The sequence below is a fragment of the Bradyrhizobium sp. genome (assembly GCF_049512235.1).
In the GTDB taxonomy this organism is placed as follows: Bacteria; Pseudomonadota; Alphaproteobacteria; order Rhizobiales; family Xanthobacteraceae; genus Bradyrhizobium.
The window spans coordinates 1-18854 of record NZ_JBEKXH010000119.1 but is presented as its reverse complement, the minus strand read 5'-3'; the positions used below and the strand labels follow the sequence as shown (position 1 = coordinate 18854).

The following is an 18854-nucleotide window of genomic DNA, read 5'->3' as shown; positions in this document are numbered from 1 at the left end:
TGAGGAGGAAACGACATGAAAGCATTTCTATTAGGCACGGCTATCGCCTTCGGCGCTATGTCCCTGGCCATCTCCGGCGCCCAGGCGAAATATATCTTCGCCTTGGTGCCGAAGAACATGAACAATCCGTTCTTCGATCAGGCTCGCGACGGCTGCAAGAAAGCCGAAGCGGAATCAAAGGGCGCCTTTGAGTGCATGTATATTGGCCCCGGTGAACACGGCGGCGGCGAGGAGCAAGTGCAGATCTTGCAGGATCTCGTTGCCAAGAAGGTGGACGGCATTGCCGTATCGCCATCCAATGCCGCGGCCGCGGCAGTGGCGTTGCAAGCTGCCAAGGATGCGGGCATTCCCGTTCTTACCTGGGACTCCGACCTCCTGCCCGACAGCAAGGGCCTGCGCGCCGCCTATATCGGCACGCATAATTACGAGATCGGCGTGAACCTCGCCAAGCTCGCCATGCAGATCAAGCCGAAGGGCGGCACGGTGTGCATCCAGTCGGGCGGCGCCGCTGCGGCTAACCACAATGAACGGATGCAGGGCATTCGCGACACCTTGTCGGGCAAGAAATCGGCCGCTTCCCCTGGCGACCGCCTGACTGGCCAGAACGGCTGGACCGAGATTGCTGGTTGCCCGCTCTATACCAATGACGACTTCCCGGTATCCGTCCAGCAGTTTACCGACATCATGGCGAAGAACCCGAAACTCGATGCCTTCATCCCTACCGGCGGCTTCCCGCAGTTCATTCCCGACGCAAACCGCGCCGCGGTGATACCCTATAAGGATAAGATCGCCTCCAAGGCACTTGCCCTTGTGGTGGCAGACACTCTGCCGGTGCAGATCGATCAGATGAAGGAAGGCCTGTCGCTCGGCCAGGTTGGCCAGCGTCCGTTCGAAATGGGCTATAAGACGATGTTAGCGCTGGATGCGATGAAATCCGGAAAGCCCGCGCCCGCCGATCCGACCTATACCGGTCTCGATGTTTGCACGCCCGAGACCGTCGCCACCTGTATCGGCAAGTAAGTCCGTTCAATTGCGATGACGGGGCCGGAGCCAACTCCCGCCCCGTCGTTTTCATCGCATCGAGGTGCCACGCCTTCACCGCAGCGTGATGTGGCCCGTTCACGGGATGGTTGTAATTTCAGGCCGTTGCGCGGACTTTTTCCGAGCAGGGAGGACTGAAAAGTGAAGACAATGATCATCGCTCTTTGTGCCGCCGCTTTGGTCGCCGCCGCACCGGCCGTGCATGCGCAGGGTGTACCAGGCAAAACACCGGGTCCGCAGCATAAGGTCCCTAAGAAACATCACCCAGGCGGGTTCGGCTACGCGCCGCTGCGTGAGATGCAAGCCAAGGGCTCGAAGAAGGGCTATCCGGGAGCTTTCGGTTACGCGCCTGCTGAACCCGGTGGTTTAGACAGAGATTTCGAAACGTCTCTACGAGCTGGTGGCGGAGGAGGCGGCATGTGAGCCTCGCGCCGCAGGCGCTATCCGTCACAGCAATCGATCTCGCTGCTGTCAGGCCCGTCGGAATCTCGATCCGATGCGTCTCAGTCCGAAGCCTCCAGGGCATGAACCGAGAACATCGCGGCCGCGTCGGTCCAGCAATGGCGCGGCGTCCAGCCCGCGCCGCGCGCCAGCGCGGTGAAGCGCTCGAGGCTGTATTTGTAGCTGTTCTCGGTGTGGATGCTTTCGCCGGCGCGGAACGCGAAACTGCGCCCCAGCACCCGCACGGTTTGCGCCTTCCTGGAGATCAGGTGCATTTCGATGCGGTGACGGTCGCGGTTATAGATCGCGCGATGGATGAACGCACTGAGGTCGAAATTGCCGCCGAGTTCGCGATTGATGCGTTGCAGCACATTGAGATTGAAGCGGGCGGTGACGCCGGCCTTGTCGTTATAGGCCGCGTATAATACGCGCTCGTCCTTTTCGAGATCGACCCCGATCACCATCTGCGCGCCCTGCCCAAGGATGTTGCGGGCGCTGCGCAGGAACGCGCAGGCCTCGTGCGGCTCGAAATTGCCGAGTGTTGATCCCGGGAAAAACCCGATCTTCGGCATCGCGCTGACGGCTTCGGGCAAGGCGAACGGCGCGGTGAAGTCCGCGGTGACCGGATGGACGTCAAGGGTGGGGAAATCCTGCCGCAGCGCGTCGGCCTGAGCTTGCAGGAAATCGCCGGAAATATCCACCGGGACGTAGGCGCCGACCGCGCATTCGTTCAACAGCAGCCGGACCTTGGTGGTGGCGCCGGCGCCGAATTCCACCAGCGCCGAACCATCAGGGACGAACGCCGATATCGCGCAGCCCCGGTCGCGCAGGATGCCGAGTTCGGTGCGGGTCGGGTAATATTCCGGCAGCCGCGTGATCTGCTCGAACAGTTCGGAGCCGGCGGCGTCATAGAAATATTTCGGCGACAGCCGCTTCGGGTGCTGCGACAGGTCGTCGATCACGTCGGCGGCAAACGCCAAGGTCTGTTCGTCGAAGCTGTGTGCTTTGGCCAAAGCCGGGGCATGCACATTCATGATACTCTCCAGAACGCGCTATCCGGCGCGATTAATCAAAATGCCAATGGTCAGGGGGCGTAGTCGGCGAGGCGGAGTCCTGTGAATTGCCAGCGATGCTGGGGATAAAAGAAGTTGCGATAAGTTATACGGCTGTGGCCTTGCGGCGTTGCCAGCGAAGAGCCGCGCAGCACCAGCTGATTGACCATGAACTTGCCGTTGTACTCGCCGAGCGCGCCCGGGGCGGCGCGATAGCCGGGATAGGGGGCATAGGCGCTGCGGGTCCACTGCCAGACGGGCCCGAAGGCATCGCCGAGATGGCCGGCCCGGGCCGCGACTTCCCATTCCATTTCGGTCGGCAAATGCTTGCCGCACCAGCGCGCGAACGCGTCCGCCTCGTAATAGCTGACGTGGCAGACCGGGGCCAAGGGATCGACCGGCTGCAGCCCACCCAGCGTCATGATGTGCCACTGGTCTGAAATCTCACGCCAATGACCCGGCGCTTTCCATTCCTCGTTGCTGACGGTCGCAAAGCCGTCCATCAGCCACAGCGTCGGCGTGGCGTAACCGCCGTCTTGCATGAATGCCAGCCACTCGGCATTAGTGACGAGGTTGCGTGCCAGCCGTACCGGCCCGACCAGCGCGCGATGCGCCGGTTTCTCATTGTCGAAGTGGAAGGTTTCGCCGGTATGACCGATGCTGTGGATGCCCTCGTTGAGGGTGACCCGCGCTGCGGGTTGAAGCGGGGAATTTCCACGCCGGATCGTAAGCTGGCGCCATCGGGTTCTGCGCAAAGGCGTGCAGGATGTCGGTCAGCATCAATTCCTGATGCTGCTGCTCGTGATTGAGACCGACTTCCAAGAGCGGCAGGATCGCGGTCAGCGCATCCTCTCTGGCCTCGTGAAAAAACTTCACCACCGCGGCGTCGACATGCCGGCGGTAGGCGGTGATCTCCTCTGTGCCGGGACGGGTCAAATGACCGCGCTGATGGCGGGCATGGCGCGGCCCGGCGCTGACGTAGTAGGAATTGAACAGATAGGCGTAATCCCGGTGAAAGGGTGTGTAACCGGGGCAGTGTTCGCCGAGCAGGAATTGCTCGAAGAACCAGGTGGTATGGGCGCGGTGCCATTTCGCCGGACTGGCATCCGGCATCGACTGGACCGACTGATCCTCTGGCGTCAGGGACGCGGCGCGGCGCTCGGTCTCGTCCCGCACGCCAAGGTAGGCTTCCACCAAATCCTGGGCCAGGTTGCCGGAATCGGAGAATAATGACGGGCAAGGGGCGGCGAGCGAGGCCGCAGCGGATGCTGGTTTCGTCACTGATATCTCCGGTTCGGGAGAGAACTTTACACGGCCCGGGGGGTTCCCGGCATAGCCTGTCCTAGATAGGGGCTTCCGCGCGGGAAAAAAGCCTCCAAGCAGACCATTAGGGCTATGACATCGCCGCCAGACGGCTATGGCCGGGCCATGGGTTAGCGCGCCGTGAGGCCCGCGCATAACCACTCCGCGCCAATTTGCTTTGGCTGTACAGGGGTTTCGGGGTACATATATGGGAGTGACGGGTTGAGCGGGCTGACGCCGGCCCGAGGGTTTGCAAAGGACGCAAAAATGAGCATCGAGCAATTCATTGACAACGAAGTGAAGTCGAACGACGTCGTGCTGTTCATGAAGGGAACGCCACAGTTTCCGCAGTGCGGTTTCTCCGGTCAGGTGGTGCAGATCCTTGACCATGTCGGGGTCGGCTACAAGGGCCTGAACGTGCTGGAATCCGCCGAGCTCCGCAACGGCATCAAGACCTATTCGAACTGGCCGACCATTCCGCAGCTTTACGTCAAGGGTGAGTTCGTCGGCGGCTGCGACATCATCCGCGAGATGTTCCAGGCTGGCGAGCTGCAACAGCTCTTTGCCGACAAGGGCGTCACGGCCAGCGCGGCGGCCTCCGCCTGAGCCTTGTGGCGCGCCTGGTCGGCTCGGCGCGGCTGGAAGTCATCGTTGCCGACATCACCCGGCTGGAGGTTGACGCCATCGTCAACGCCGCCAACACCTCGCTGCTCGGCGGTGGTGGCGTCGATGGCGCCATCCATCGCGCGGCCGGGCCTGAGCTTCTGGCCGAATGCCGCCCGCTCGGTGGTTGCAAAACCGGCGGCGCCAGGATTACCAGGGGCTACCGTCTGCCGGCGCGGCATGTGATTCATGCCGTCGGCCCGGTCTGGGGCGGCGGTCGGGCGGGCGAAGATCAGGCGTTGGCGTCGTGCTATATCCGCGCCATGGAGATGTGCCAGAGTAACGGCCTTGCCTCGGTTGCTTTTCCCGCCATTTCTACCGGCATCTATGGTTTTCCCGCCGGTCGCGCGGCCCAGATCGCAGTCTCGGCCACATCGGGGGCGCTGGCCTCGGCACCGGTCGTCAGCAGGGTGATTTTCTGCTGCTTTTCCGAAGACAGCGCCCGGCTCCATGCGCAGGCAATGGCTGAGGTGGGCAGCCCTTGCATCGATTGAGCCGGCCGCTATGGCGGCTTCGCGGTGGGCCATCCGACGATCCAAGTCAGGACTGGAAATGGTGTGAAAAACTGCAGCAGAAACGCGGCAACCAGGATTGCGACGGCATAGAATAAGATTGAGCGAAGCACGCGATGTCGCAGCGGCGGATACGGCGGCTTGTTATTGGCCGGCCAGGCAAATGCTTCTTCCCAGTCTCGCTGAGAAACCTCGGCAGGCCTGATGCGCTCGAACGGTACCCATGCACGATAGGCTCCGATGCCACGCTCACGGGCGATCGTGCTTCTGAGGTAGAGCAAATTGTGACGCCCGGCAAAATCAACTGCAGCGCCGAACGCAAGGCGAGCAAGCCACAGCAGGAACGATCCGGCGAGATACACATACGCAATCATGAAGCCGAATGTGAGCCAGGATCTGGTAAAGGACTTTACGGTCAGAATTGACGAAACCAGCTCCAATGTGGATGTTACCAGTTTGTCGAGGCCAGAGAAGATCCGTCCGAACATCGAATGATCGTCGGCGGCCTGCAGCCAGAGAATCACCCCAATCACGATCGCGAACTGAACCAAAGGAAATCTGAAAAGGCCTCTTATGGGAGCCGAAACGAGTTTGATCATGAGGCGAAGGCTCCCGGAGGTAGCTCGCAGTCAGCCATCAAAATGCGGGCGAGGCTGAAGCGGTTAGCCCTTGTACCACGCAAGCCGTTCGCTGATCTTCCGGCAAAATTCGGGCAGGGAACATGAACATATGTCATTTGAGCGGGTTGGCCTATGCGGCGCGGCTATCGATTGCGGTCGCGCCCAGGCAGCGGAGAAGAAGCTGATCCATGAAGCGATGGAGAACTGAGAATATTACGCGCCGCCGTTGTATCGCGGCGGCGCTTGCGCTTCTGTTCGTCGCCTGCGCCGCCGGCCGGCCTGACACCGGCAAGGCCGAATCGCCGCTTCCTGCTCCGGCAGGTTTTTCGCCGGCTGGGCTGCAGCACGTCGGCGATTATCTCCGCAACGAGGTTGCGACCGGCAAGATTCCGGGTGCGGTTCTCCTGATCCAGCAGCACGGCCATCCCGTCTATTTCGAGAGTTTTGGGGTGCGCGATGTCGAAAGCAAGCGGCCGATGACCGCGGACAGCATCTTTCGACTGTATTCGATGTCGAAGCCGGTCACCTCGGTCGCGGCGATGATGCTGGTCGACGCCGGCAAGCTCAGGCTTGACGACCCCCTGGCAAAATACATCCCCGAGTTTGCCGATGTGAAAGTCGGCGTCGAACGGCCGGTTGAAGGCGGCAAGGCGGCCCTGGCGCTGCAGCCGCTCGACCGTCCGATCACGATCGAGGACCTGCTGCGCCATACTTCGGGGCTCACTTACGGCTTCTACGGCGACAGTGCGGTTCAGAGTATCTATGCCCACTCTGATTTATTCGACGGCGATTTCGACAATGCGGCGTTCGCGGCGCGCCTGGCCAAACTGCCGCTCGCCGAGCAGCCGGGAACGCGGTGGATTTATGGCCACTCGACCGACGTGCTCGGCCGCGTCATCGAGGTAATCTCCGGCCAGTCGCTGTTCGCCTTCGAGAAGCAACAGCTGCTCGATCCCCTGGGCATGCCTGATACGGCCTTCGCGGTGGCTGACCCGGCGCAGCGGCCGCGCATCGCCGAGCCGTTGCCCGCCGATCGCTTTACCCGCCCCGTAGCCGGCCTCGACGATCCGACCGTACCGCGGCGCTGGCAATCCGGCGGCGCCGGCATGGTCGGTACGGCAGCCGATTATGCGCGCTTCGCGCAGATGCTGCTCAACGGCGGCACGCTGGATGGACGGCGCTACCTCAAGCCGGAGACAGTAACGCTGATGACATCGGATCATATCGGGCCGGCGACAGAAATTACCCGCGGCCAGTTTTATTTTCCCAGCGCCGACAGCGGTTTTGGTCTCGGCTTCGCGGTGCGCACGCGGCCGGAAAATGCGCTTCTTCCGGCCGGGGAATATCGCTGGGACGGCGCCGGCGGCACGTTCTTCTTTGTCGATCCCAGGGACGATATGTTCGTCATCTGCATGATGCAGTCGCCGTCGCAGCGCGGACGGATTCAGACGGAGCTGAAGACGCTGGTCTATCAGGCGCTGCAGAGGTGAAACAAACCGTAGCGCGGCAGGGATCCCGGCTGTTGCTTTGCTCATCCGGGCTGCGGCACCGTATCGCGGATCAGATGCGTGTTCTCATCGCAGTACTCGCGCTATTGGCAACCGGCAACCTTCGTGCGCGCGCCGACCCGCAGACCCCCGACCCACCGCCGTTTCATGCCGCCGTCACGCGCGTCACCGTGCAGGATGTCGTGCCGTTCGATGCCTTGATTGCGTATCCAACGGAGGCGACGGAGGTTCCCTTTCAGATCGGTCCTTTTACGATCGCGGCCAGCCGCGATGCGCCGATCGCGGCCGGAAAGCCCTTTCCAATCGTGCTGTTTTCGCACGGCAACGGGCGGCGCGGCGGCAACTCGCTGATCCATCGCGACCTCATCGCGTCGCTGGCGCGCCAGGGTTTCATTGTTGTGGCGCCGTTTCATCCCGGTACCGACGACCCGCCGCAGGATCGGCCGCGACAAATCCACAAGGCGCTTGATCTGGTGCTGTCGGATCAACGCTTCGCGACGCACGCCGATCCGGCGCGGCTGGCCATGATGGGATTTTCGTTCGGCGGCGCGGTGGCGCTGGTCGTTGCCGGCGCGATTCCCAGCCTCGCGCATCTGTCAGCCTATTGCCGCAATCGCACCGACGATCCCCGGGCTTGTGATGGCGTGCCCGCCGAAGTCCCGCCGTCCGCTGCGGTGTTTGCAAAGTCGTCGGATGCGCTTTCCCTGAAGGCAATCGTTCTCATGGAGCCGTTCGGCGCCTTGTTTGATCGGGACGGGCTCAAATCGGTCGATATGCCCGCGCTGCTCTATCGTGCCGAACACAGCGATCTTGGCGCCGAGGGCAACATTTTCGCACTTGCCGCCGCGCTGCCGCGCCCGCCGCGAATGGAAGTAACGCCCGGCGGTCATTTCATCTTCATGGATCCGTGTCCGCCGGAGCTGCAAAGCGAGGCGCCCGCGATCTGCAAGGATACCCCCGGCGTCGATCGCGCCGCCGTCCACCGCCGCATCGAGGCAGAGATCGCAGGCTTCTTGCGGGAGAATATGTAGACGCGCGTGGGGTCAATAACTGGATCAACTGCTGCGCTACGCCCCCCGCACGATTTCCCGTACCAACCCCACCGTTTCGTCGATCATGTCGGCGGTTACGTCGAGATGGGTACAGGCCCTGATGCGGCCGTCCATGGTGGCGAGCAGCACACCGTGCTGGCGCAGGCGCTCGACCATGTTCTCGCCGCGGACGCCGGCGCCGTCGGGTTTGAAGAACACCAGGTTGGTTTCGGGCTCCTGCACTTCGACGCCCGCGATTTGCGCCAAGCCCCGCGCCAGCGCCCGCGCATTGGCATGATCGTCGGCGAGCCGCTCGACATGGTGGTCGAGCGCGTAAGCGCAGGCGGCGGCGCAAATGCCGGCCTGGCGCATCGAGCCGCCCAGCCGCTGCTTCCAGCGCCAGACCTCGTCGATGAATGCGCTGGAGCCTGCGATGACGGCGCCGACCGGCGCGCCCAGGCCTTTCGAAAAATCGAGCCATGCCGAATCCCAGCCCGCCGCCATGTCGCGGGCGCTGATGCCGGTGGCGACGCAGGCGTTCAACAGCCGCGCGCCGTCCATGTGGGTGGCCATGCCGTTGCCGCCTGCGATCTGCACGACCTCGTCGAGATCGGCCTTTTTCCAGATCGTGCCGCCGCCGAGATTGGCGGTTTGCTCGACGCTGACCAGCGTCTGCGGCGGCTGATAGCGGCTGCGCGGGTGAAGCGCGGCACGAAATGCATCGGGCGAAAATTGTCCGTCGGGGCCCGGCAGCGGGATGATCTGGAAGCCGCCGAGTGCCGCATGCGCGCCGCCTTCGCGGGCGATGACATGCGCAGTTTCGTGCGCCAGGATTTCGTCACCGGGCCGGCAATGCGTCAGCGTTGCCGCGACGTTGCACATGGTGCCGGAGGGCATGAACACCGCAGCCTGCTTGCCGAGCAGATCGGCCACCCGCTGGCACAGTGCATTAACCGTCGGATCGTCGCCGATCTGCTCGTCGCCGACCTCGGCCCGCGCGATCGCCTCGCGCATGCCGGGCGTCGGCCGGGTCTGGGTATCCGACAACAGGTTGATGCGTACCGGCTGTGCCTCGGGATCGCGTGGGGCAGGGGCGTAGGTCATGGCGAGCTCTCGGCTTGCAACGTAATGGCCGGGCCTGTCCTTATCCCGGCCACATCAGCTCTTGCGTGCTACTGTGAGAACGCAAGGACCTGGATGTTTACGACAACCCCGGGCATGAAGAATTATTCTGTGAAGCTGGAACTAAAAGGCCCCGGCAAAACCGGGGCCTGCGATCTCACGCAAATGACGAAAATCAGCGCGAATAGAATTCGACGATCAGATGCGGTTCCATCTGCACTGCGAACGGCACGTCGGACAGACCGGGGATGCGGGCGAATTTCGCCGTCATCTTGGTGTGATCGACATCGAGGAAGTCGGGCACATCGCGCTCGCCAAGCTGGCTCGCTTCCAGAACATGGGTGAGCTGCTTGGAGGATTCCTTGACCTCGACCACGTCGCCGACCTTGAGCTTGTAGCTGCCGATATTGACGCGGTGGCCGTTGACCTTGACGTGGCCGTGATTGATGAACTGGCGCGCCGCGAACATGGTGGCCACGAACTTGGCGCGATAGACCACGCAGTCGAGACGGCGCTCGAGCAGGCCGATCAGGTTTTCACCGGTATCGCCCTTCATCCGGCCGGCTTCGACATAGATGCCGTGAAACTGGCGCTCGCTGATGTTGGCGTAGTAGCCCTTCAGCTTCTGCTTGGCGCGCAACTGCACGCCGAAGTCGGAGAGTTTGCCCTTGCGGCGCTGGCCGTGCTGGCCGGGGCCGTATTCCCTGCGGTTCACCGGGCTCTTGGGGCGGCCCCAGATATTCTGGCCCATCCGGCGATCGATCTTGTATTTCGCCTCACTGCGCTTGGTCATCGCGTCCTCTTGGTTACGTTTGAGTTTTGAGGAGACGCGCCCTCCTGTGCCGCGGGAATTTCCCGAAGCCGACAGGTCCAACCCCCAAAGCTGAAGGGAAAAGACCACGGGTCGCGAAACGCATCGCGGGCCGAAAACGGCCCGCGAGCAGAGGGTTTCTAGGTAGAAACCGCGTTAATGTCAAATCACAGCCCCCGGACGGCGGCGCCCCGCGAATCGGCCTGGGCGGTCGATCAGGTCGCGACCGCCCGGACCGGCTTCGGCTCGGCCTGCTGCCGAAGCCCGCGCAATTCGGCCGATATATCTGTATTCAGCACCTGTTCCAGCCTGGTCAGGGCCTTGGCGATCAGGGCAGCGTCGGTAATCCGGTGATCCCAGCGGATCAAGACGTCGATGGTCTGGTCGGGCTCGACCACGCCATAACTGAGCACAAACGGCCCGGGACTGAGCGCATGAAGTTCCCCGCCGCCATAGGCGGCCACCGAAGTCACCGAAAAGCTGCCAAAATAGTTGGCGCGCTGGCGTCCGAAATTGAGCCCGACCAGCCAGACCAGGCGGCGCAGCGGCAGCGGCAGCCGCGTCACCAGCATGACCTTTCGAAAGGCCGGTACCTCGCGGATCGGCGCATCCTTGGCGCGCCGGATCTGCGCATCGATCTCGGCCAGCGGCAGCTTATCGGCCGCCGTGACCTTTTGCGGCATCACGCAATGCTCGCCGTCTTCGACGCGGGCAATGGCGATCATTGCGACGCTCGTCGGCAGTTCATAGAAACCAGGCCACGGCCATTTGGCGTAGAGCGTGCGCAGCACCGGCTCGTCATTCGCGACCTGCGAGAATGCCTTGACGAAGATCGCCGCCCAGCCGGGCGGCTTTGCGGTCAGCGCGCGAGCCTCCAACAATTGACGGACGTTGAGGCAGCGCCGCAGCGACACAAATGGCACGCGCGACGAGGCATGCATGAGATCGGCGACGAGACGGCGCGGCATTGATATTTTTCGGACCGTACCGCGCATCGTTCCACTCGAATTCCCGCAACATCAAGCCGGCGATCAGGATTTGCCGCCAGCCTCTCTCATCTAGCACGAACCAGCCGGCCTGAGGCCAGATGGTTCCTGTTTATGGCCCGGGCGAGGCGGCTGGCCCGGTTTTGTCCACTCCATGAATCCCAAGTCCTTTCAATGTCTTGTACTCGCGGATTGCGGCGTTCTGCCGCGCAGCAAGGGGCATCGAACGGGAAATCCCCGCGATGCCGTTGAGAGACTAGCAGTGCCAGCGGCGTGGGAAAAGCACGTGAGCTTTGCCAGCAGCCGGGCTGCACAACTTGTTCAGCGCTTGATGCCCTCGAAACGCGCTGCGATGCCGCCGGATAACAACGACCAGTCGAAGCCGAGTGCCAGCGCCAGATAGCCGCGGTCGATCATCGCATTGGCATGGTCTGTGGTGCGCGCCACGCCGCCGATCGGGACGCCACTGTTGAGGATACCGGCCTCGGCGCGCGCCATCAAAGCGAGCACTTCGGGGTCGTCGGGGCCGCGCTTGTTGATGCTGGTCGCGAGGTCGCCAGGTCCGATCACCGCGACGTCGATGCCGGGGGTCGCCATGATCTCGTCGATGTGGTTGACCGCCTCGACGTGCTCGATGGTGATCATGCAGATCATGTCGTCGTCCGCGGTTGCCATGTACTCCGGCATCGAGACGCCCCAACGAAAGGGGGCGTGGAACGGGCCCCAGAGCCGCTCGCCGCGCGGCGGATAGCGCACGCTGCGGACGGCTTTTTCGGCATCCTTGCGGCTGCAGATCATCGGAAAATTGATCCCGAGCGCACCGATATCCATCGGCGCTTTCGCCAGCCAGGCCTCATTGGCGGCAATCCGCGCCAGGGGTACGCAGGGCGTGCCGGACGTGGCTGTGATCATGGCGTGCGCGGAGCCGAGATCGATCGGGCCATGCTCGAGATCGACGATGATCCAGTCGAGCCCCGAACGGGCCATGATCTGCACGGTCTGAAGGCTCGGAATGGTCGCGATCGCGCCGAAGGTGGGGCGCTTCTCGCGCCATTGCTGGCGCAGACGGTTCAGGGGCGCGGGCATCAAATCAGGGCTCCATCAGGCAAAGGTTCGCGCGAGCGACGATCGCCGCAAAAGCTAGCAGCGCGACCGCCGGTCGCAAAGCATGATCAGCCTGTCAGGCCGGGATTCGACCGCCAAAGAACGGCGTCAACGCCCGGCTCAGCGCGTGCGGCCGCCTGGACGTAAATATCATTTCAGCGCCGGCCTGATCGGTTTCGCCGTTCGGCGGCGGAAGCAGATCCGCAACGCGCCGGGCAATCGCGGGCGCCGGATCGATCCAACCGACCGGCCAGGGCGCCAGCCTGACCAGCCGGTCCATCAGCAGCGGGTAATGGGTACAGGCCAGTACGACAGTGTCGGTGCGCGCCGCATGATCTTCGCTTCCTGCGATGAAACACGGCGCCAGTTCGGCCGACAGGTCGTGATCGCTGACCTCCACGCCGCTCAGCGCCGCTTCCGCCAGCGCGGCGAGCTCCGCCGAGCCCACCAGCGTTACTTCGCAGCCTTGCGCGAAATCGCGGATCAGTGCCTTGGTGTATTCGCGATTGACGGTGCCCCTGGTACCGAGCACCGAGACGCGTTTTGTTTTCGATTGCGCGCAGGCGGGCTTGATGGCCGGCACGGTTCCGACAAAGGGTACCAGATACTGCGCGCGCAGATGCGACATCACCAGGGTCGAGGCGGTGTTGCAGGCGATCACGACCAGATCGGGGGTGTGGGCTGCGATCAGTTCGCCGATCAGGGGAACCACGCGGGCGATGATCTGGTCCTCGCCATGGCGACCGTAGGGGAAGAAGGCGTCATCGGCGACGTAGACATAATGCGCGTCGGGCCGCGTCGCGACGATCTCACGCAACACGGTGAGCCCGCCGAGGCCGGAATCGAACACGAGAATCGTCGGAGCTAAAGCCACGAAAGCGATCCTAGCCGATCCGCGGCTACCGTTCAGTTGTTATTGCTGTTATATGGGGAACTCAGGATGAGCTTATAAGCTCCTCTCCCCACCGCTTCGCGGGGCGAGGGGAGAACCAGATCCGATTCCAATCGTTTTGACGGCTGGCCTAAACCGGCTGCAGCGGCCGGTGCGGCATGGCCGGCAGCTCGATGCGGACGGGATCTTCGGGTCTGACGTCGCCGCCCGACAGCACGATGCTCATCACGCCGGTCTTGCGGATCAGCCGGCCGTCCGCGTCCCTGTCCAGCATGGCCGCCATCAGACCTTTTTGGAATTTTTCGATCTGGACGCAGGGCCCATGGACGCCGCTAGCTCTCGCCGAACACGCGCCTGAAAATGGTGTCGACGTGCTTGAAGTGATAGCCGAGATCGAACTGCTCGGAGATCTCGTTGTCGCTGAGGTATTTTTTCACATCGGCGTCTTTTTTCAACAGCGTCTGGAAGTCGCCTTCGCCGCGCCACACCGGCATGGCGTTGCGCTGCACCAGCCGGTATGCGTCCTCGCGGCTGCAGCCCTTTTGCGTCAGCGCAATCAACAGGCGCTGCGAATGAACGAGGCCGCCCAGGCGGTCGAGGTTCTTCTGCATGTTTTCCGGGTAGATCAGGAGCCTGTCGATCAGGCCGGCCAGGCGAATAAGGGCAAAATCCAGCGTCACCGTGGCGTCGGGCGCGATCATCCGCTCGGCCGAGGAGTGCGAGATGTCGCGCTCATGCCAGAGCACGACGTTCTCCATCGCGGGCGTCACATAGGCGCGCACCATACGCGCCAGGCCGGTGAGATTTTCCGACAGCACCGGGTTACGCTTGTGCGGCATCGCCGAGGAACCCTTCTGGCCCTCGGAGAAGAATTCCTCCGCCTCCAATACTTCGGTGCGCTGCAAATGCCGGATCTCGGTAGCGAGCCGCTCCACCGAGGAGGCGATCACGCCAAGCGTTGCAAAATACATCGCGTGGCGGTCGCGTGGAATGACTTGCGTGGAGATCGGCTCGGGCTGAAGTCCCATCGCCTTGGCGACATGGGCTTCGACGCGCGGGTCGATCTGGGCGAAGGTGCCGACCGCGCCCGAGATCGCGCAGGTCGCGACTTCCTTGCGGGCTGTGACCAGCCGCTCGCGGGCGCGTGAAAATTCCGCATAGGCATAAGCGAGTTTCAGCCCGAACGTCACAGGCTCGGCATGGATACCATGGGAGCGGCCGATGGTCGGCGTCATCTTGTGCTCGAAGGCGCGCTTCTTCAGCGCCGCCAAAACCTTGTCGACATCGGATATCAGCAGCTCCGCGGCGCGGGTCAGCTGCACGTTGAGGCAGGTGTCGAGCACGTCGGAGGAGGTCATGCCCTGGTGCACGAAACGCGCCTCGGGGCCGACGATTTCCGCGAGGTGGGTCAGGAAGGCGATGACGTCGTGCTTGGTCTCGCGCTCGATCTCGTCGATCCTCTCGACGTCGAAGATGACATCGCCGGCCTTGGCCCAGACCGCTTTGGCGGCCTGCTTCGGAATGACCCCGAGTTCCGCCAGCGCATCCGCCGCATGGGCCTCGATCTCGAACCAGATCTTGAAGCGCGTTTGCGCCTCCCAGATGGCGGCCATTTCCGGGCGGGTATAGCGGGAAATCATCGACGACTCGTGGCTCACGGGGCGATTATCGGGGTTACGCTGCGCTTTAGCAGAGCCGCCCGGGCCAGACAAACGCCAGCAGGGCCAGCAGGGCACAGCGAGGGCAGCGAAGCGCCACCGCGGCCGCTATAGATCACGAAATATTGACTGACAGATATTGTAATCTGTCAGCGAGATACCCACATGCGATCCGACGCCAATAGCGTCCCTTGGTTCGCCGGTCTGCCAGCCACGAACTTAAGGATTTGCAAAGGACTACCGCCATGACTATCGAAATCCTGCATCTGACCGCCCAAATCCAGCACTGGGTCAACGTCCGCGTGGCCCGCCACCTCGCCGCGCAGGCCGCCCGGTTGGCTCGTAAGGCGTAAAAAGGGGACACCATGACCGCCCGCCCGACGGCTTCGCGAACGCTCGGCTGCAACGGACCACAGGTTTCGGCCGTTGTGCTCGGCTGCATGGGAATGTCCGATTTCTACGGCCGCGCCGATGAGATTGGGAGCATGGACACCATGCACGCCGCGCTCGATGCTGGCATCACGCTGCACCCTGCGGCGCAGATGGCCCTGCTCGACAGCGGGAAACCCATGGTGCGCACATGAACGAGACGGTGGTTCTGACCCCTGAGCGAATTCTCGAGGTCACCGAGGACGTGCTGCGGCGCTACGGGCTGGCCAAGGCCACCGTGGTCGATGTCGCCCGCGCGCTCGATGTCAGCCACGGCAGCGTCTACCGGCATTTTCCAAGCAAGGCCTCGCTGCGCGAAGCCGTTGCAAAACGCTGGCTCGACCGAACCAACGCGCCGCTCCTGAAGATCGCGGAAGCCTCCGGGCCGGCACCGGCCAGGCTGGAACGCTGGCTGCGCACGATGATTGCGATCAAGCACAAGAAGGTATGCGACGACCCCGAGATGTTCGCGACCTATCTGGCGCTGGCGCAGGAGGCCTGCAAGGTGGTGAAGGCGCACAAGGACGGTCTGGTCGATCAGATCGCGCATATTCTGTCCGACGGCGTCAAGCAGGGCGCTTACCAGGTCGCCGACGTCAAAGCCTCCGCGCGGGCGCTGTTCGACGCCACCAGCCGCTTCCATCATCCCGCCCACGCCGAGGAATGGAACGATCCTGCGCTTCCGGCGCGGATCGACGCGCTCCTGGCCTTGCTGCTCCAGAGCCTCGAAGCGCCGCCCAAGCGCTAGATTGCGCGCCTCCGGCAAGCCCGGTGTTTGATATCCATCAATTCTGCCAGCGAACCGGTCGGTAGGATCGTTCCGGGAGGAGATTGTGCGGCTGGCGGTTTTTACGGATATTCATGCCAACCGGCAGGCTTTCAGCGCCTGTCTTAACTTTGCGCGGGCGCAAGGTGCGGAGAGGATGATTTGCCTCGGCGATTACGTCGGTTATGGCGCCGATCCGGAATGGACGGTCGAGACGGTGATGGGCCTCGTCGAAAGCGGCGCCATGGCGGTGCGTGGCAACCACGACAATGCCGTCGGCACATCGGCCGAATCGATGAATGCCGAAGCCCAGGCCGCGATCGAATGGACCCGCGGCAGGCTGAGCGCCGCGCAGCGGCGTTTCCTCGCGGAACTGCCGCTGACGCTGCGGGACCAGGATCGCCTCTACGTTCACTCCGAGGCGAGTAACCCCGAGCAATGGCGCTATGTCCAGACCGCCTCGGATGCCGGACGCAGCATGCTGGCAACCAGCGCCGCGGTCACGTTCTGCGGTCACATCCACAAGCCGGCGCTCTATTCCATGTCGGTGACCGGCACGATGACGGATTTCGTTCCGACCGTGGGCGTTGCGGTGAAATTGCTGCATGGTCGGCGCTGGCTGGCCGTGCTGGGCTCGGTCGGGCAGCCGCGCGACGGCGATCCGGCGGCCTCGTTTGCCATGTTCGATACGGAGTCGCGGGAGATCACCTATTGCCGCGTGCCCTATGATGTCGATAGCGCCGCGATGCGAATTCGCGACAACGGCCTGCCGCACGGGCTGGCCGATCGCCTGCTGGTCGGGAGGTAGGCGATGGCCAAGCTTGCAGTTCGTCCCGGCGCCGTCATCGATGGCTTCACGATCGGGGAGTGTGTCCATAATGGCGGCATGGCGACGCTGTGGAGTGTGACCCGCTCCGACCTGTCCGTGCCGCTGCTGATGAAAATACCTCGGGTATCCGAGGGCGAGGATCCCGCGGCCATCGTCGGTTTTGAAATGGAGCAGATGATCCTGCCGCGGTTATCGGGTCCTCACGTGCCGGCCTGTTTCGCCGCCGGCGATTTCCTCCGCCATGCCTATGTCGTGATCGAGGTCATTCCAGGCAAAACACTCTACAGCCGGCTTGCCGATCTGCCGCTGCCTTACGAAGAGGCTGCGGCCATCGCCGGGAAAGTCGCCGCGGCGCTGGCCGACCTGCATCGGCAAAATGTCATTCATCACGACATCAAGCCGAGCAGCATCATGTTTCGCCCCTCCGGCGAAGCGGTGCTGATCGACTACGGCTTGTCCCATCACAATCAGTTGCCCGATCTGCTGCAGGAGGAGTTTCGGATTCCCTACGGCACCGCGCCCTACATGGCGCCGGAGCGGCTGCTCGGGGTGAGGGATGAGCCGCGCAGCGACCTGTTCTCGCTGGGGGTGCTCCTGTACTTTTTCACCACGGGCGTGCGGCCGTTCGGCGAATCCGAGACCATGGCCGGGATGCGGCGGCGGCTGTGGCGCGATCCGCATCCGCCGCGCAAATGGCGGGCCGATTATCCTCCTTGGCTGCAGGAGATCGTGCTGCGCTGCCTCGAGATCGAGCCGGTCTGGCGCTACCCGACGGCGTCGCAACTGGCCTTCGAACTCGCCCATCCCGATCAGATCAAACTGACCGCGCGCTCGGAGCGGCTGCAGCGCGATCCCCTCAGCACCGTCTGGCGCCGCCGCTTCAATGGCAACGTGACGCAGTCGAAAGGCAAATCCGACCTCGCCGCCCAACTGGCGTCGGGGCCGATCGTGGCGGTCGCGATCGATACCACGGAGCAGTCACGCGAACTGAACGAGGCGCTGCGCGTCACCGCTGAACGCATCCTGGCGACATTGCCATCCGCACGATTGGCGTGCCTGAGCGTCCTGAAACTTGGCCGCATCACCATCGACCGCACACTCGATGACGAAGGCAACAACAAGCACGTCGATCGGCTGGTGGCGCTGCGGCATTGGGCGTCGCCGCTGAAGCTCGATGAAAGCAGACTGACGGTTCATGTGCTGGAGGCGGTCGACCCCGGATCCGCGATCCTCGAATTTGCCGCGGCCAACCATGTTGATCATATCGTGATCGGCGCGCGGCAGAATTCGATCAGGCGCAGGCTGCTCGGCAGCGTCTCGGCCAAAGTGGCGTCCGAAGCCGTCTGCAGCGTTACCGTAGTGCGGCCGCCGCAGCTGGCTTCGCTGCAGGAGCCGGCGACCGCAGAAGAGCCGGAAGGGGCGGCATTGCGAGCCCCCGGCTCGGCGCAAGGCGCCGTCCGGTGAGCGAACCAATCCACAGCCGCGTACGCCGCGCTATGGATTGCTTCGTCGCAATAACGCTGGAAGATCCCAGGATCGCGCTTCGCGACGCGCGCGAGCGCGGCTCCCACGATGATGTAGTACATGAACTGACAGGTTTCACCGAATCGTCGTCTATTGTCGTTCTAGATCGCTTCCCCGCGCGCCAGCGCCGCAGCCCCTCTTATCGCGGAAATATTGGCCTTGTAGGCCTCCCCGGTGCCGCCCTTGAACACGGCCGAGCCGGCAACAAAAGCATTGGCGCCGGCGGCGGCGAGCTGGCCTGACACAGCGGGGCTGACGCCGCCATCAACCTCGATGTCGATCGGACGTCCGGCGGTCATGGCGCGCAGATCCCCGATCTTGCCAAGCGCGGATGGAATAAAAGCCTGGCCGCCGAAGCCGGGATTGACCGACATCACCAGCACCAGGTCGATCAGGTCGATGACATATTCGATCGCCGAGATCGGCGTGCCCGGATTGAGAGCGACGCCGGCCTTCTTGCCGAGCGCGCGGATCGCCTGCAGCGAGCGATGCAGATGCGGGCCAGCCTCGGCATGCACCGTGATGTGATCGCAGCCGGCCTTGGCGAAAGCTTCCAGATAGGG

20 protein-coding genes and 1 pseudogene are annotated in these 18854 nt (G+C 63.3%); 10 read left to right on the top strand and 11 right to left on the bottom strand.

The window, feature by feature from the left end; all coding sequences use genetic code 11:
* Nucleotides 1-15: 15 nt before the first annotated feature.
* Both ABSG20_RS13495 and ABSG20_RS13490 read left to right on the top strand, forming a co-directional pair.
* Nucleotides 16-1020: a substrate-binding domain-containing protein gene (locus ABSG20_RS13495; protein ID WP_423865001.1), complete on the top strand. Its 1005-nt coding sequence runs from the start codon at nt 16-18 to the stop codon at nt 1018-1020.
* Nucleotides 1021-1182: 162 nt separating this feature from the next.
* Complete coding sequence (locus ABSG20_RS13490) at nt 1183-1464, top strand: hypothetical protein (protein ID WP_423865000.1); 282 nt, start codon at nt 1183-1185, stop codon at nt 1462-1464.
* Nucleotides 1465-1544: 80 nt separating this feature from the next.
* On the opposite strand, the gene egtD is transcribed toward ABSG20_RS13490, so the two are convergent.
* Nucleotides 1545-2516: an L-histidine N(alpha)-methyltransferase gene (gene egtD / locus ABSG20_RS13485; protein WP_423864999.1), complete on the bottom strand. Its 972-nt coding sequence runs from the start codon at nt 2514-2516 to the stop codon at nt 1545-1547.
* A gap of 50 nt (nt 2517-2566) precedes the next feature.
* Nucleotides 2567-3815 (bottom strand): annotated as a pseudogene (egtB, locus tag ABSG20_RS13480) (ergothioneine biosynthesis protein EgtB).
* 288 nt (nt 3816-4103) lie between these two features.
* On the opposite strand from egtB, the gene grxD reads away from it, so the two are divergent.
* Together grxD and ABSG20_RS13470 are read left to right on the top strand one after the other, a co-directional pair.
* The gene (gene grxD, locus ABSG20_RS13475; RefSeq protein WP_423864998.1) at nt 4104-4442 is read left to right on the top strand and encodes a Grx4 family monothiol glutaredoxin; all 339 of its coding nucleotides are present in this window, start codon (nt 4104-4106) and stop codon (nt 4440-4442) included.
* Nucleotides 4439-4993: an O-acetyl-ADP-ribose deacetylase gene (locus tag ABSG20_RS13470; protein WP_423865009.1), complete on the top strand. Its 555-nt coding sequence runs from the start codon at nt 4439-4441 to the stop codon at nt 4991-4993. Before grxD ends, ABSG20_RS13470 begins: the two co-directional genes overlap by 4 nt.
* 8 nt (nt 4994-5001) lie before the next feature.
* Here ABSG20_RS13470 and ABSG20_RS13465 read toward each other — a convergent pair whose 3' ends face one another.
* Complete coding sequence (locus ABSG20_RS13465; RefSeq protein WP_423864997.1) at nt 5002-5610, bottom strand: hypothetical protein; 609 nt, start codon at nt 5608-5610, stop codon at nt 5002-5004.
* 209 nt (nt 5611-5819) lie between these two features.
* On the opposite strand from ABSG20_RS13465, the gene ABSG20_RS13460 reads away from it, so the two are divergent.
* Both ABSG20_RS13460 and ABSG20_RS13455 read left to right on the top strand, forming a co-directional pair.
* The gene (locus ABSG20_RS13460; protein WP_423864996.1) at nt 5820-7121 is read left to right on the top strand and encodes a serine hydrolase domain-containing protein; all 1302 of its coding nucleotides are present in this window, start codon (nt 5820-5822) and stop codon (nt 7119-7121) included.
* Between the two features lie 74 nt (nt 7122-7195).
* Entirely contained in the window at nt 7196-8170 is a 975-nt protein-coding gene (locus ABSG20_RS13455) for an alpha/beta hydrolase family protein (protein ID WP_423864995.1), read from the top strand.
* Between the two features lie 36 nt (nt 8171-8206).
* Here the strand turns inward: ABSG20_RS13455 and ABSG20_RS13450 are convergent, their stop codons facing one another.
* The 7 genes from ABSG20_RS13450 to purB form a co-directional block, all read right to left on the bottom strand.
* Entirely contained in the window at nt 8207-9274 is a 1068-nt protein-coding gene (locus ABSG20_RS13450; RefSeq protein WP_423864994.1) for a threonine aldolase family protein, read from the bottom strand.
* A gap of 193 nt (nt 9275-9467) precedes the next feature.
* Nucleotides 9468-10085 (bottom strand): 30S ribosomal protein S4, encoded by a 618-nt coding sequence (rpsD, locus tag ABSG20_RS13445; protein ID WP_423864993.1) that lies wholly within the window; start codon nt 10083-10085, stop codon nt 9468-9470.
* Between the two features lie 233 nt (nt 10086-10318).
* Nucleotides 10319-11098: an acyltransferase gene (locus ABSG20_RS13440; RefSeq protein ID WP_423864992.1), complete on the bottom strand. Its 780-nt coding sequence runs from the start codon at nt 11096-11098 to the stop codon at nt 10319-10321.
* Between the two features lie 312 nt (nt 11099-11410).
* Nucleotides 11411-12175: an HpcH/HpaI aldolase family protein gene (locus tag ABSG20_RS13435; RefSeq protein ID WP_423864991.1), complete on the bottom strand. Its 765-nt coding sequence runs from the start codon at nt 12173-12175 to the stop codon at nt 11411-11413.
* 94 nt (nt 12176-12269) lie between these two features.
* Nucleotides 12270-13067: a glutamate racemase gene (murI, locus tag ABSG20_RS13430; RefSeq protein WP_423864990.1), complete on the bottom strand. Its 798-nt coding sequence runs from the start codon at nt 13065-13067 to the stop codon at nt 12270-12272.
* Between the two features lie 148 nt (nt 13068-13215).
* Nucleotides 13216-13359: a hypothetical protein gene (locus ABSG20_RS13425; RefSeq protein ID WP_423864989.1), complete on the bottom strand. Its 144-nt coding sequence runs from the start codon at nt 13357-13359 to the stop codon at nt 13216-13218.
* 58 nt (nt 13360-13417) lie between these two features.
* On the bottom strand, nt 13418-14725 hold the full coding sequence (gene purB, locus ABSG20_RS13420; protein WP_423864988.1) for an adenylosuccinate lyase: 1308 nt from the start codon (nt 14723-14725) through the stop codon (nt 13418-13420).
* Nucleotides 14726-15108: 383 nt separating this feature from the next.
* Between purB and ABSG20_RS13415 the strand changes: the two genes are divergently transcribed.
* The 4 genes from ABSG20_RS13415 (at nt 15109) to ABSG20_RS13400 (ending at nt 18231) form a co-directional block, all read left to right on the top strand.
* Nucleotides 15109-15327 (top strand): hypothetical protein, encoded by a 219-nt coding sequence (locus tag ABSG20_RS13415; protein WP_423864987.1) that lies wholly within the window; start codon nt 15109-15111, stop codon nt 15325-15327.
* Complete coding sequence (locus ABSG20_RS13410; RefSeq protein WP_423864986.1) at nt 15324-15920, top strand: TetR/AcrR family transcriptional regulator; 597 nt, start codon at nt 15324-15326, stop codon at nt 15918-15920. Before ABSG20_RS13415 ends, ABSG20_RS13410 begins: the two co-directional genes overlap by 4 nt.
* Before the next feature lie 85 nt (nt 15921-16005).
* Complete coding sequence (locus tag ABSG20_RS13405) at nt 16006-16746, top strand: metallophosphoesterase family protein (protein ID WP_423864985.1); 741 nt, start codon at nt 16006-16008, stop codon at nt 16744-16746.
* 3 nt (nt 16747-16749) lie between these two features.
* Entirely contained in the window at nt 16750-18231 is a 1482-nt protein-coding gene (locus ABSG20_RS13400; RefSeq protein WP_423864984.1) for a serine/threonine protein kinase, read from the top strand.
* 161 nt (nt 18232-18392) lie between these two features.
* Here ABSG20_RS13400 and ABSG20_RS13395 read toward each other — a convergent pair.
* A partial coding sequence (locus ABSG20_RS13395; RefSeq protein WP_423864983.1) for a ribulose-phosphate 3-epimerase occupies nt 18393-18854 on the bottom strand: 462 nt, incomplete at its 5' end.

Bases quoted from the DNA above. Each gene is read 5' to 3' on its own strand.
- ABSG20_RS13435 (WP_423864991.1), bottom strand. From the start codon at position 12,175: ATGCCCGCGCCCCTGAACCGTCTGCGCCAGCAATGGCGCGAGAAGCGC.
- ABSG20_RS13425 (WP_423864989.1), bottom strand. From the start codon at position 13,359: ATGCTGGACAGGGACGCGGACGGCCGGCTGATCCGCAAGACCGGCGTG.
- ABSG20_RS13495 (WP_423865001.1), top strand. From the start codon at position 16: ATGAAAGCATTTCTATTAGGCACGGCTATCGCCTTCGGCGCTATGTCC.
- ABSG20_RS13415 (WP_423864987.1), top strand. From the start codon at position 15,109: ATGACCGCCCGCCCGACGGCTTCGCGAACGCTCGGCTGCAACGGACCA.
- rpsD (WP_423864993.1), bottom strand. From the start codon at position 10,085: ATGACCAAGCGCAGTGAGGCGAAATACAAGATCGATCGCCGGATGGGC.
- grxD (WP_423864998.1), top strand. From the start codon at position 4,104: ATGAGCATCGAGCAATTCATTGACAACGAAGTGAAGTCGAACGACGTC.
- ABSG20_RS13400 (WP_423864984.1), top strand. From the start codon at position 16,750: ATGGCCAAGCTTGCAGTTCGTCCCGGCGCCGTCATCGATGGCTTCACG.
- ABSG20_RS13410 (WP_423864986.1), top strand. From the start codon at position 15,324: ATGAACGAGACGGTGGTTCTGACCCCTGAGCGAATTCTCGAGGTCACC.
- ABSG20_RS13455 (WP_423864995.1), top strand. From the start codon at position 7,196: ATGCGTGTTCTCATCGCAGTACTCGCGCTATTGGCAACCGGCAACCTT.
- ABSG20_RS13460 (WP_423864996.1), top strand. From the start codon at position 5,820: ATGAAGCGATGGAGAACTGAGAATATTACGCGCCGCCGTTGTATCGCG.
- ABSG20_RS13450 (WP_423864994.1), bottom strand. From the start codon at position 9,274: ATGACCTACGCCCCTGCCCCACGCGATCCCGAGGCACAGCCGGTACGC.
- egtD (WP_423864999.1), bottom strand. From the start codon at position 2,516: ATGAATGTGCATGCCCCGGCTTTGGCCAAAGCACACAGCTTCGACGAA.
- ABSG20_RS13440 (WP_423864992.1), bottom strand. From the start codon at position 11,098: ATGCGCGGTACGGTCCGAAAAATATCAATGCCGCGCCGTCTCGTCGCC.
- ABSG20_RS13465 (WP_423864997.1), bottom strand. From the start codon at position 5,610: ATGATCAAACTCGTTTCGGCTCCCATAAGAGGCCTTTTCAGATTTCCT.
- purB (WP_423864988.1), bottom strand. From the start codon at position 14,725: ATGATTTCCCGCTATACCCGCCCGGAAATGGCCGCCATCTGGGAGGCG.